The organism is Faucicola sp. SE7633, assembly GCF_059264685.1.
This window is the reverse complement of record NZ_JCADBW010000010.1, coordinates 71,874-84,120: the sequence shown is the minus strand read 5'-3', so window position 1 is coordinate 84,120 and position 12,247 is coordinate 71,874. Positions and strand designations below refer to the sequence as shown.

General features: G+C 50.5%; 9 protein-coding genes and 1 rRNA gene. 6 read left to right on the top strand and 4 right to left on the bottom strand.

The window, feature by feature from the left end:
- A 16S ribosomal RNA gene (locus tag AC5L4R_RS05715) occupies nt 1-198 on the bottom strand; the annotation flags it as partial.
- Between the two features lie 586 nt (nt 199-784).
- Between AC5L4R_RS05715 and ccoG the strand changes: the two genes are divergently transcribed.
- Nucleotides 785-2,188: a cytochrome c oxidase accessory protein CcoG gene (gene ccoG / locus AC5L4R_RS05710; protein WP_494473090.1), complete on the top strand. Its 1,404-nt coding sequence runs from the start codon at nt 785-787 to the stop codon at nt 2,186-2,188.
- Nucleotides 2,189-2,231: 43 nt separating this feature from the next.
- Entirely contained in the window at nt 2,232-2,813 is a 582-nt protein-coding gene (locus AC5L4R_RS05705; protein WP_494473089.1) for a FixH family protein, read from the top strand.
- A 73-nt stretch (nt 2,814-2,886) separates the two neighbouring features.
- On the opposite strand, the gene rnhB is transcribed toward AC5L4R_RS05705, so the two are convergent.
- Nucleotides 2,887-3,600, bottom strand: coding sequence for a ribonuclease HII (rnhB, locus tag AC5L4R_RS05700; RefSeq protein ID WP_494473088.1), 714 nt, complete (start codon nt 3,598-3,600; stop codon nt 2,887-2,889).
- A gap of 435 nt (nt 3,601-4,035) precedes the next feature.
- Here rnhB and purD point away from each other — a divergent pair, with 435 nt between their 5' ends.
- Entirely contained in the window at nt 4,036-5,367 is a 1,332-nt protein-coding gene (gene purD, locus AC5L4R_RS05695) for a phosphoribosylamine--glycine ligase (protein ID WP_494473087.1), read from the top strand.
- A gap of 91 nt (nt 5,368-5,458) precedes the next feature.
- Here the strand turns inward: purD and lpxB are convergent, their stop codons facing one another.
- Nucleotides 5,459-6,736, bottom strand: coding sequence for a lipid-A-disaccharide synthase (lpxB, locus tag AC5L4R_RS05690; RefSeq protein WP_494473086.1), 1,278 nt, complete (start codon nt 6,734-6,736; stop codon nt 5,459-5,461).
- 656 nt (nt 6,737-7,392) lie between these two features.
- On the opposite strand from lpxB, the gene AC5L4R_RS05685 reads away from it, so the two are divergent.
- Nucleotides 7,393-8,490, top strand: a complete 1,098-nt coding sequence (locus AC5L4R_RS05685) for a 3-deoxy-7-phosphoheptulonate synthase (RefSeq protein WP_494473085.1) — start codon at nt 7,393-7,395, stop codon at nt 8,488-8,490.
- Nucleotides 8,491-8,586: 96 nt separating this feature from the next.
- Here the strand turns inward: AC5L4R_RS05685 and AC5L4R_RS05680 are convergent, their stop codons facing one another.
- Entirely contained in the window at nt 8,587-8,820 is a 234-nt protein-coding gene (locus AC5L4R_RS05680) for a SlyX family protein (RefSeq protein WP_494473096.1), read from the bottom strand.
- Nucleotides 8,821-9,020: 200 nt separating this feature from the next.
- Here AC5L4R_RS05680 and AC5L4R_RS05675 point away from each other — a divergent pair, with 200 nt between their 5' ends.
- The gene (locus AC5L4R_RS05675) at nt 9,021-10,991 is read left to right on the top strand and encodes an ATP-binding cassette domain-containing protein (RefSeq protein WP_494473084.1); all 1,971 of its coding nucleotides are present in this window, start codon (nt 9,021-9,023) and stop codon (nt 10,989-10,991) included.
- 262 nt (nt 10,992-11,253) lie between these two features.
- The gene (locus AC5L4R_RS05670) at nt 11,254-12,225 is read left to right on the top strand and encodes a pirin family protein (RefSeq protein WP_494473083.1); all 972 of its coding nucleotides are present in this window, start codon (nt 11,254-11,256) and stop codon (nt 12,223-12,225) included.
- The last annotated feature ends 22 nt before the right edge of the window (nt 12,226-12,247 follow it).

The window sequence follows — 12,247 nt, the reverse complement described above, 5'->3', positions numbered from 1 at the left end:
CGCCTCCTTTCTCCCGTAGGACGTATGCGGTATTAATTCGAGTTTCCCCGAGCTATCCCCCTCTATAAGGCAGTTTCCTAAATGTTACTCACCCGTTCGCCACTATTTCCCCTAGCAAGCTAGGTTCTATCGTTCGACTTGCATGTGTTAAGCCTGCCGCCAGCGTTCAATCTGAGCCATGATCAAACTCTTCAGTTTAATCTTTGCTCACTCCCACTGTTCGCTTAAATGAATCAACTTTAAGTTTTTTTCACTCAGTTCGTCGCTAAGTCCTAGTAGACTTAGCATTCTGTACAGTGGAAATGCTTTTTATTTCATTTCTCTTCGTGTCTGGGTGAAAATCCACACAAGTTGTTCTTGTGTTTCGTTGTTATTGAGTAGCTCTTTGACATCGTCTGTCGAAAGAGGCGCTATTTTAACATGTTTTTTGATGCTGTCAATAGCTTTTTTAATCTTTTTTTACCGCTCCAGCCCACTGCCACTAAGTGCTTGTTTCTACAAGCTTTGTTGGCTGCCGCCGTTCGGTGTGTGCGTATTATACGCGCTTTTTTATAGGCGTCAAGGGTTTTTTTTAAAAATTTGGGTTTTTTTGGGTGGGTTACAGTTTGTAAGGGTTGATTTGTTGGTCGGGTGCTATAATGTAGGGGTAGGTTTTTTGTTTTTTTATGTGGTATATGGTTGCTATTTTAGTGGCTGTTATTTTTGTCAAGCGTGAAAGCCAGACTTTTTTCTAGCCAAGATTTTGACTTGTTGAAAGTTTAGCGCGCATTTTGTGAGGCGAGCTATGTCAGAGCCAGTCAATTATATTCCTGTGCATGAGATTGATGCAACGAAAAAACGGGTGCATCCGCGATTTGTGTATGGGTTTTATCAAAAAATCCGTTTGGTCAGCATGTATGCGCTGCTGGTGCTGTTTTTGGTGCTGCCGTGGTTGCGCTATGATGGTCATCAGGCGATTTGGTTTGATTTTACTGGTCAGCGTATTATGATTTTTGGGCTGACGTTTTTGCCGCAAGATATGTTCTTTTTTGCGTTTTTCTTTATTATTGCGGCGTTTTTGCTGTTTTTTGTGACGGTGTATGCAGGGCGTGTGTGGTGCGGTTATGCGTGTCCGCAGACGATTTGGACGCATATGTACCAGTTTACTGAGAAGTTGGTGATTGGTGAGCGCAATAAGCAGTTTAAGCTGGATAAGGCACCGTGGACGGCGCAAAAGGTGTTTAAGCGCGGTGTGGTGTATGTGATTTGGGCGTTGCTGGCGTTGGTGACGGCGCTGACGTTCACCAGTTATGCGGTGGGTACGGATTATTTGTATCATAGCTGGCAGTCGGTGGGGGGTATTCCACTGCCTGCGTGGACGGCTTTGACGTGGGTATCGGTGGGGATTTTTACGTTTGCGACGTTTGTCAATGCAGGTTATATGCGTGAGCATATGTGTACGCATATTTGTCCGTATGGCCGCTTTCAAAGTGTGATGTTTGATAAAGATACGCTGATTGTGTCGTATGATTATAAGCGCGGTGAGCCGCGTGGCGCGCAAAAAAAAGGACAAGATAACCCAAATCTTGGTGATTGTGTGAATTGTACGATGTGTGTGCAGGTGTGCCCGACGGGAATTGATATCCGTGATGGTTTGCAGGTTGAGTGTATTCAGTGCGCGGCGTGTGTGGATGCGTGTAATGAAATCATGGATAAGGTCGGCAAGCCGCGTGGGCTGATTCGCTACAGCACTGAGCGTCAGTTGGTTGAGGAAGAAAAAAGCCGTGTATTGCGCCCGCGTTTGTTTGCGTATTTGACCCTTTTGACGCTGTTGATTGGTGGTGTGCTGTATGGTTTGGGCAGTCGCGTGCCGCTGCAGCTTGATATTCGCCGTGACCGCAACCAGCTGTCATCGGTGAACGCTCAAGGTTTGGTGGAAAATACGTATATTGTTAAAATCACCAATAAAACCCAAAGTCCGCATGAGTATGCGATTCGTTTGTTGCCACAAGATGGCTTGCAATTGGACAGCCGCTTTAAGACCATTCCGCTTGATCCAAGCGAAAGCTATGATTTTCCAATCAGCGTGCTGGGTGATCCAAAAGTGGTCGCACAAGGCAACACGCCCATTGTGCTTGAGGCAGTGAGCGTGGATGATGGCGGTAAATATAAAGCGACTCACCAAAATGTGTTTACCACTGATAAGTAGTTGATGGTTAGGTTAAAATTTTTAGGTTAAAAAAGTGAGTATTATGCCAAAACCTGCTCTAGCATCTATGTCAAAGGCGCGTACCAAGCCCATCTCAAAGTTGTGGTATAAAAACTATATGGTGTGGGTATTTGTCATTGCTTTGCCGCTGTTGATGGTGGCGTTGTGCGTGGCATTGGTGGTGTATTCGGTGCGCGAGCAGGATTCGGTGGTGCGTGACGACTGGTATATGGATGGCAAAACACTGTATGCCGATGTGTCTAAGGATAAACTGGCGTATGATTTGGCGCTGTCGGGGCAATTGACATTGCACACGCCCGACGCGCACTTTGTTCTTAATACACCCACGGGCAGCACATTTGTGCCGCCGCAAACGCTCAAGGTGCAAATCTCACACGCCACGCAAATCCAAAAAGACCGTGATTTTGTGATGACCAAAGCCGCTGATGGTGCTTATCACGGCAAGGTGACGTTGGATGACGCGCAAGGCAAATACTATATCATCATCCGCGACCCACAAGATGCGTGGCGTTTGCAAGCGCGGGCAGAGTTGCCAAGTCAAAGAGCGGTGGTGTTTAAGCCGTTAAAAGCATTTGAGGCGCAGGCCAGCGGCAGCCAAAGATAACCCAGCACCGATTTAAACACCGCCAAGCGTCAAACGTTGGGCGGTTTTTTTATGCCCAATGGTTGGTTTTAATCTATCGTTCTAAATCGGCTAACAGGCGTTTGACGGGCGCAAATGAGCGTCGATGTTCGGGCAATACACCATGTGCGGCCAATGCTTGCAAATGCAAGGCGGTGGGATAGCCTTTGTGTTGGTCGATATGATAAGCAGGGTAGCGCGCCGCCAATGCCAACATATCTTGGTCGCGATCAACTTTTGCCAATACGCTGGCCGCGCTGATGGCAGCGTGACGGCTATCGCCTTTGACCAGCGCACGGGCTTGTAGCTGTTGATCGCCTAAGGGCAAAATAGTCAAGTCAGGCACGCGGTTGCCGTCAATGACTGCGGTAAAACGCGCGTCAGGCTGTGTGGCTAAGCTATTTTGTATCACCTCGCCAATCGCTTGCTGCATGGCAAGCAAGGTGGCTTGTAAGATGTTGATGTCATCAATCACGTGCGGTGGTACTTTGGCAATGGCAAATTGGTGGGCAGTTTGGCGGATGATGGGTGCGAGGGTGGCACGGGTTTTTTCACTGAGCTTTTTGGAGTCGGTCAAACGGCTTAGCGCGTGATTGGGTATGATGGCAACGTCATCAATGTGCCAAAGCGTCACCGCCCTGCTCTGCGCTTGCGTGTCGGTTCGCGCGTGTAGGATAGCATCGGGCAAAATCACTGCCGCCGCGACGACATCGCCCAATAACGGGCCGCGCCCCACTTCATCCACACCGATGAGATAATGTGCTGTCACAACGCTGTTCTACCTTGTTAGCCTGTTCATTTTGGATGCTTTAGATGGTATTGTAGCGTATCTTGGTGGGTTGGTCATTGGCGGCTTAGCACACCCAACAGCGGTTGGTAGGTTTTTGGGTAGGTTTTAGCATTCGCTGCCGTAAACCTGCGACTTTAGGCGCACGATTGCGGCAACACGGCAACCAAGACCACAGACGAATTTTGTCTGGCGTGGTGTATTTGACTACAAAACTTGTTAAAATGACCCTATGAAAACTCTCAAACTACATCCATACCGCTGGTAATATTCTTGCGGCAGGTCTAACCGTTTTGCAGAAGGCATCCCCTTTTGGGAGGGCGGAAAGTCAAACTTTGCGCGGATTTGTGCGTTTTTTGGTAGCGTGTTTGCGCGTTTTTCTCCCACTCTTTGCACAGTGATTGACAAGGAAATCATATGAATATTTTGGTTATCGGCAACGGCGGACGCGAGCACGCGTTGGCGTGGCAATGCGCCAAGGACACGCGCGTGAGGGCGGTGTTTGTGGCAAATGGTAATGCAGGCACTGCCCTTGAGCCTAAATTGCAAAACGTCGATGTGGATGTCAAAGACCATGCCGCCGTGATTGAATTTTGCCGCAGCCATAATATTGCGTTGGTGGTGGTCGGCCCTGAAGCGCCATTGGTTGCAGGTATAGTGGATGATTTACGCGCGGCCGATATTGCGGTGTGGGGGCCAACGGCATATTGTGCGCAGCTTGAGGGATCTAAAGCATTTGCCAAACAGTTTATGCAGCAGCACAACATCCCGACGGCGCGTTACCAAGCGTTTAACGATGTCAATGCGGCGGTGGCGTATGTCAAAGCCGAAGGTGCGCCGATCGTCATCAAAGCCGATGGCTTGGCAGCAGGCAAAGGCGTGATCGTCGCGCAGACCGAAGCTGAGGCGGTGGCCGCTATTGAGGATATGCTGGCAGGCAATAAGTTTGGCGATGCAGGCAGCCGCGTGGTGATTGAGCAGTTTTTGGCAGGTGAGGAAGCCAGCTTTATTTGCATGATTGATGGGCAAAATATCTTGCCGATGGCAACCAGTCAAGACCACAAACGCATTGGTGAAGGCGATACAGGCGCGAACACGGGCGGTATGGGCGCGTATTCGCCTGCACCTGTCGTCACGCCTGCGGTGCATGACAAGGTCATGACGCGGATTATTCAGCCTGTCGTCAAGGCAATGCAGGACAACGGCACACCCTACACGGGCTTTTTGTATGCAGGGCTGATGATTGATGACAACGGCGACCCATTTGTGATTGAGTTTAACTGCCGTTTTGGCGACCCTGAAACCCAGCCTATTATGCTGCGTTTGCAAGCGTCATTGGTTGAGCTGATGCAAGCAGGTGTGACAGGTAATTTGCCCAGCCAAACCGAATGGGATAACCGCCCTGCCCTTGGCATTGTGCTGGCGGCGCAAGGCTATCCAGAATCGGCAAAAACAGGCGATGCCATCACAGGTTTACCTGATCTAAGCGCAGATCACAACGGGGTTAAAGTATTTCATGCAGGCACGCGCTTTGACAAGCGTGACCTTGACAGCGCAAACATGGACAAAACGGCATTGGCGCAGCAAACCATCGTCACCAATGGTGGGCGCGTGCTGTGTGTGACGGCATTGGGTGAGGATTTGGCAGACGCACAGACCAAGGCATTGGCAACTTGCGCGGCGATTGGCTTTGACGGGATGCAATACCGCCGTGATATCGGCTGGCGCGCATTGACACGTCATGACTAACTGCTTAATTTTTTAAATATTATTTAAAAAATTTTAAAATAATGCGTCGCATAGGTCTTTGGCTTATGCGATTTTTACTTATCATCACTTTTTATTTACTGCCACTTAGCCATGCCAGCCAGCCTTCTACCACCGCATTGGCAGGGTTGGTGTTGCTTTGTGCGCGCAGGTGGGCGCAAGTTTTGGCAAGGGCACGTTGTTGGTCTTGATAAGCAGGTGCGGACAGATTTTTGTACACCGTGCGACTGATGCTATCAGCAGTGGCATCGTTTTGTAGCAATTCAGGCACGATTTGCTTACCTGCCAAAATATTAGGCAAGGCAACATACGGAATTTTTACCAGTTTTTTTGCCAGCCAAAAACTCAATGCCTTGAGCCGATATACCACCACCATCGGGCGCATAAGCAGCATCGCCTCAAACGTTGCCGTCCCAGACGCCAACAGCACCAAATCCGCGATTGCCATCACGCGTTGGCCAAAATCTGCCTGTGCTGGTTTATGCGTCACCACCACGCGCGCGCGTACCTCTTTAGGCTGCTGCGCCAATTCGGCTGTTAGCAGCTGTTGATGCTCAGCGCAGGTGGCAGGGATGATAAAGCACAACCGCTTGTCAATAATCAGCAAACGGCGCACACTGGCAAACAATGTCGGCAGCAACGCACGAATTTCACCACTGCGTGACCCTGGTAACAGCGCAATCAGCGCGCTGATATCGGGCGTATCGGCAAAAAATTCGCGTAAGTCGTCGTGTGCCCAAATCAGTGCCAAGCGTTGATCCAGTAGCGGCGTGGCGGTCAGCGCAGGGTCAAGCGTTTTGAGCAGCGGATGTCCGACACACACCGCAGGGTGCCCATGTTTGGCATACACGGGCAACTCAAACGGAAACAGGCACAACACCAAATGCGTGGCTTGCTCAATGGACTCAATACGCCCCTCACGCCATGCCCAAATCGATGGACTAACGTATTGCACACAATACACGCCTTTGGGCTTGAGCGCTTTGGCAAGGCGTAAATTAAAATCAGGTGCGTCAATACCAATGAATATATCGGGTTTTGGGTCGGCAAACGCGCGCAAAATCTGTGCTTTGGCGTTGAGCAAATCGGGTAAATGCTTAACCACCTCACTCAAGCCCATCACCGCCAGTCGCGACATCTCAATGACTGATTGCAAGCCTGCCGCCTGCATTTGGCTACCGCCCACGCCCACCCACACGATATCATCACGCAAGTTATTCATCTGACGCATAAAATCCGCCCCCAGTGCGTCACCTGAGACCTCGCCTGCCACAATGCCAATCACCAACGGGCGATATTGGGCGGTGATAATTTGGCTAGCGGCAGGTTCGGCGGTGGTTTGAGCGGTCATGGTGATTAGGCTAAGGGCGATACGGGCGGTTTGATGGACTAACTTTGTTTGATTGATTAAATTTATAGTGACACTATACCTCACGGTAACGAATTTTGTCCGTTTTGACAAGCGCGGATTGTCGGCAATTTGTTGCTTGACGCACACCACCACCCACCAGTATGCCAAAAAAAGGTTATCACCCAACCAACCAAATTTCATCAAAATTTTGCCGACTTTTGGTGTTTTGGCGCGGCAGCTCAGGTGACAGCGCGCGTATTTTGGTTTATCATTCGTTGGCTTAAACCCACGATTTTAAGCGCAGGTTTAAGCCAATTGTTAGATGGGTGAGGTTTTGCTATACTCATGGCGTCGCCTGCTTGTGTGACCAAAAAACCGTTAAATTAACATAAGTGACAAGCACGCTCTAATTTAACGGGTATGTCATCCCAAACACACACTTAGGTTGGTTGGTGTCTGCTGTGCACTAAACAGGCCAGCCCTAACGTTAAAACCAACTTAAACCCATACAATAAAAGCCTTGGATGTACGGGCGATTGCCATTGTCTAAGGTTTGCGGTCGGGCTTGACCGTCTTATACAAGAAATCCTCACCCGCTTGGGAGAGGAACAAGTCAAATTGGCAGTTTAACTGAAACAATAACAGCCGTGAGAGCCATGACAACCTTTGCTACCACTGATATCGCCGATGTAGATAACGTGAACTTAGCCGCAATTTTGCCGTTAGTGACCCCTGCTGAACTCAAAACCCAGCTACCGATGTCCCCTGCCGCGCTTGAAACCGTCAAAACAGGGCGTGAGACCATCAAGCGCATTTTGGACGGACAAGACAAACGCTTGTTAATGGTGATTGGTCCATGTTCAATTCACGATATCCAAGCCGCGCATGAATACGCTGACAAGCTTGCCATACTGGCAGAGGAACTCAAAGATACGATTTTTATCGTTATGCGCGTGTACTTTGAAAAACCGCGTACCACCGTTGGTTGGAAAGGGTTAATCAACGACCCCGACATGAACGATAGCTTTGATATCAACAAAGGCTTGTACACCGCACGCAAATTGCTGCTTGATCTGAATGAAAAAGGCTTGCCATGCGCCACCGAAGCGCTTGATCCTAACACACCGCAATATATCCAAGATTTAATCAGCTGGTCGGCGATTGGCGCGCGCACCACCGAGAGCCAGACGCACCGTGAAATGTCCTCGGGGCTGTCATCGCCCGTTGGTTTTAAAAACGGCACAGACGGCAGCATGACGGTTGCGGTCAATGCCATGCAGGCGGTCAAATCGGGGCATAGCTTTTTGGGCTTATCGGCTGATGGACAGGTGTCGATCATCCAATCTAAAGGCAACCCTTACGCCCATGTGGTGCTACGCGGTGGCAACGGCAAGCCAAACTATGACGCATCAGCAGTGGCACAAGCCGAAAATGAGCTGGCAAAAGGCAACGTGTCAGGCAAAATCATGATTGATTCAAGCCACGCCAACTCCAACAAAGACCCGTACTTGCAGCCGATGGTCATTCAAAATATCGCTGAGCAAATCCAACACGGCAACCGCTCGATCATCGGGATGATGGTTGAAAGCCACCTCAAAGGCGGTCGGCAGAATTTGACCGCCGACTTGTCCAAACTTGAATACGGCAAGTCCATCACCGATGGCTGCCTAGATTGGGAATCAAGCGTCAAGGCATTGCGTGATCTGCGCGACGCGGTCAAAGATATTTTGCCCAACCGTCAATTAAATGACTGATGAATAAAATTGTGCATGGTCAAAAGCCCGACAAATCATGTTGGGCTTTTTTATGGCGTGCTTTGACTGGATTTTAATCGTACAGATTTTAAACCATCAGTAATGCGGTGGCTTATCTGCCAACAAATCAAACGGTGCGATGGTATTGGCCGTGGTTTGGCTGTCGATTTTTTGGTAAAGCAGTTGCAGTTGGCGGTGCTGGTCGGCAAGCTCGCGGCTTTGCTCAGCAACGCGCAGGTTCAGTGCCTCAACCGTATCCTCTAAAAACGCAATTTGGCTTTGCAGGTCAATGATGGCTTGCTGCATACTTGCCAGTAAATCGGTGGGCATGGCTCGGTCGGCGTTTGCATTGGCGGTGTTTGGTTTCATGGCTTGATCAAGACTTCGTAACGATAAAAATCGGTATTGTAGCCGATTTGCTCAGCGTTGATGTTGTTTTGTCGGTTTTTTTAGCCCGTGCTTGCCTGCTTTTTTCTTGCCTTTTTTGTTACAATGGCGCGTTAATGATTGATCAATGATGAGACAAAAACATGGCATTATTGCATTTGCGCGACGTGCATTTGGCGTTTGGGGTCGCACCTGTGCTGGACGGGGTGGATTTTAACCTTGAGGCAGGCGAACGCGTGTGTTTGATTGGGCGCAATGGCGAGGGCAAATCAACGCTGCTTAACGTCATTGCAGGGCAGCTAAAGCCCGATCGTGGCGAATGCCAGATGGCGCAAGGCTTGCACGTGGCAAAACTGGCGCAGGATATCCCCGAAACAGGCGGCAAGGTCGCCGATATCGTGCTGGCAGGCGCAGGTGAAGTTGGTGACTGGTTGAAAGAGTACGAACGGCTCAGCACTGCATGCGCAACAGGTGATATGGCAGCGTGTACACAGATGGCGACGCTACAACAACGACTGGACGATACCGACGGTTGGGCGTTGCCGCGTGAGGTGCAAGCCTTGCTGTCCACCATGCAGCTTGACGGTGAGGCGGATATCAGCGCGTTGTCGGGCGGACGCAAACGCCGTGTGTTACTGGCGCAAGCACTGATGGCAAAGCCCGATATTTTGCTACTCGATGAGCCGACCAACCATTTGGATGTAGACAGCATCGAGTGGCTTGAGCAGTTTTTGCTCAGCGCGCAGGGTTTGACGTTGGTGTTTATTTCGCATGACCGCAGCTTTATCGACAAAGTCGCCACACGCATTGTTGAGCTAGACCGTGGCATTTTGCGCAGCTATGACATCAAGCAGGCTGGTTTATCACACAACCAACAAGGCTATGCGCGTTACCAAACGCTTAAAGAACAAGAGCTGCAGGCCGAAGACAAGGCGCGTGCCAATTTTGACAAAAAACTTGCTGAAGAAGAGGTCTGGATTCGGCAGGGCATCAAGGCACGGCGCACACGCAACGAAGGACGCGTGCGCGCACTGAAGGCATTGCGTGAGCAACGCAAGGCACGGCGTGAACAAGTTGGGCAGGTCAATCTGACCATGCACGATGTTGAAGCCAGTGGGCGGTTGGTGTGCAACGTCAAGCACTTAACCTTGCGCTATGGCGACACCACACTGGTGCATGACTTTAACACGACTATTTTACGCGGTGACCGCATCGGGATTATCGGGCAAAATGGCGTTGGCAAATCGACGCTGATTCACGCGATTTTGGGCTTGCCGCAACCTGATATCGAAAAAACAGGCAGCGTCAAACTGGGTACGAATTTACAAATCGCGTTTTTTGACCAACTGCGTGACCAGCTTGACCTTGAGGCCAGTGTCGTACAAAACGTTGCCGAAGGTTCGGACTATGTCGAAGTGGGCGGCAAAAAAAAGCACATCATCGGCTATTTGCAGGATTTTTTGTTTGCGCCTGAGCGTGCGCGCACGCCTGTCAAAGCGTTATCGGGCGGTGAGCGCAACCGCGTGCTGCTGGCAAAACAACTGCTTAAGCCTGCCAACGTGTTGGTGTTGGACGAGCCGACCAACGATTTGGACATGGCAACGCTTGAGCTGCTAGAAGAAGCGGTGGCGAATTTTAATGGCACAATTTTGCTGATTAGCCATGATCGCGCATTTATGGACAATGTGGTTACCTCAACGTGGGTGTTTGGCAAAGACGCACAAGGACGCGGTGTAGTCAATGAATACGTCGGCGGCTACCAAGACTATTTGCAGCAAAAAGCGCGGATTGACGCCGAAACCGCCAAGACCGCCGCCAAGCCCAGCGAAAAAACCGCCAAGCCCACCCCTAACCCAGCAGCAGCAAACAACAGCCAATCGCCCACAGGCAAGAAAAAACTCAGCTACAAAGAACAGCGCGAGCTTGACAGCCTGCCTGCCGAAATCGCCGCGCTTGAAGCCGAGCAAGCCGACTTGCAAGCCAAACTGGCAGATGGCAGTTGGTTTAGCCGTGACTTGGCAGGCGCGACACAAGCGTCAGAGCGTTTGGCGCAGATTGATGATTTGTTGCTCGACAAATTGGAGCGTTGGACGGCGTTGGAGAGTGGGTTGTAACCTTTGGCTTAACATCTTAATATCCGCGCCAAAAAAAACCGTGGGTTATACAAAGGCCATTGGAATAACCAGAGTCCATACGACTTTTTTTATTCACATTCGGTTTTATTCGCATTTGGCCACGCGTATCGCCGTGGCTGGCATTCGTATCAGCCCAGTACTTGATTAAAACAAGTTCACAATACGACTTATCATTAAAATATATCTTTAAAATTAACCCAACCGTCATCATATAATCCTGACGACAACAGGAGACAATGCCATGACCCACCCCAACCAGCAAAACACCGTCACCTACCGCGCGGTGGCACAAATCCACGCCGCGCCATCGCCGCATTGGGTGGGTGATGGCTTTCACGTCAATCCGATGTTTAACCACATGGTGGGCGACAAGCGTACCGACCCGTTTTTGATGTTGGATTACGCCGCGCCACAACATTTTGCGCCCAACACAGCGCGTCCGCGTGGCGTGGGACAACATCCACATAAAGGCTTTGAAACCGTGACCATCGCTTATCACGGTGAAGTGGCGCATCGCGATTCTAGCGGCGGTGGTGGGACGATTCGTGAAGGCGATGTACAATGGATGACAGCAGGCAATGGCGTGATTCATGAGGAGTTTCATTCGCCTGAGTTCAGCCAGCGCGGTGGCGATTTTAGCATGGTGCAGCTGTGGGTGAATTTGCCTGCCAAAGATAAAGCTGTGCCTGCCCGTTATCAGCACCTTGCTAAGGCAGATATTCCTGTGGTGACATTGCACGACGCGACAGGCGCGACGGTTGGCCGTGTGCGCGTGATGGCAGGCGCGTACCATGCCGACGCGCAGGCGCACACACCCACGGCAGGGCTCGCCAAGACGTTTTCACCCATCAATCTGTGGGATGTCAGCGTACACGCCCATGCCAGTGTTGAGCTGATGATTCCAAGCACGCACAATTTGTTGCTATTGGTGCGTGCTGGTGCGGTGATGCTCAATGCCGATAGTACACAGCAGGCAGCGGCGCACCAGTTGGTAACCTTCTCGCCTGAAACACCGACAACAGATGACGCCGTGCAGACGTTTGACCGCATTCGGCTGACGGCAGGAGCACAAGGTGTGGAGCTGGTTTTGATGAGCGGTGAACCGCTCAATGAACCTATCGTCGGCTATGGTCCGTTCGTTATGAACAGCGCGGCCGAGATTCAGCAAGCCATGGCGGATTTTCGTCAGGGCAAGTTTGGTCAAATCGCTTGATTTGCCAAATATTTTTAAATAA

Bases quoted from the DNA above. Each gene is read 5' to 3' on its own strand.
- ccoG (WP_494473090.1), top strand. From the start codon at position 785: ATGTCAGAGCCAGTCAATTATATTCCTGTGCATGAGATTGATGCAACG.
- AC5L4R_RS05705 (WP_494473089.1), top strand. From the start codon at position 2,232: ATGCCAAAACCTGCTCTAGCATCTATGTCAAAGGCGCGTACCAAGCCC.
- purD (WP_494473087.1), top strand. From the start codon at position 4,036: ATGAATATTTTGGTTATCGGCAACGGCGGACGCGAGCACGCGTTGGCG.
- lpxB (WP_494473086.1), bottom strand. From the start codon at position 6,736: ATGACCGCTCAAACCACCGCCGAACCTGCCGCTAGCCAAATTATCACC.
- AC5L4R_RS05685 (WP_494473085.1), top strand. From the start codon at position 7,393: ATGACAACCTTTGCTACCACTGATATCGCCGATGTAGATAACGTGAAC.
- AC5L4R_RS05680 (WP_494473096.1), bottom strand. From the start codon at position 8,820: ATGCCCACCGATTTACTGGCAAGTATGCAGCAAGCCATCATTGACCTG.
- AC5L4R_RS05675 (WP_494473084.1), top strand. From the start codon at position 9,021: ATGGCATTATTGCATTTGCGCGACGTGCATTTGGCGTTTGGGGTCGCA.
- AC5L4R_RS05670 (WP_494473083.1), top strand. From the start codon at position 11,254: ATGACCCACCCCAACCAGCAAAACACCGTCACCTACCGCGCGGTGGCA.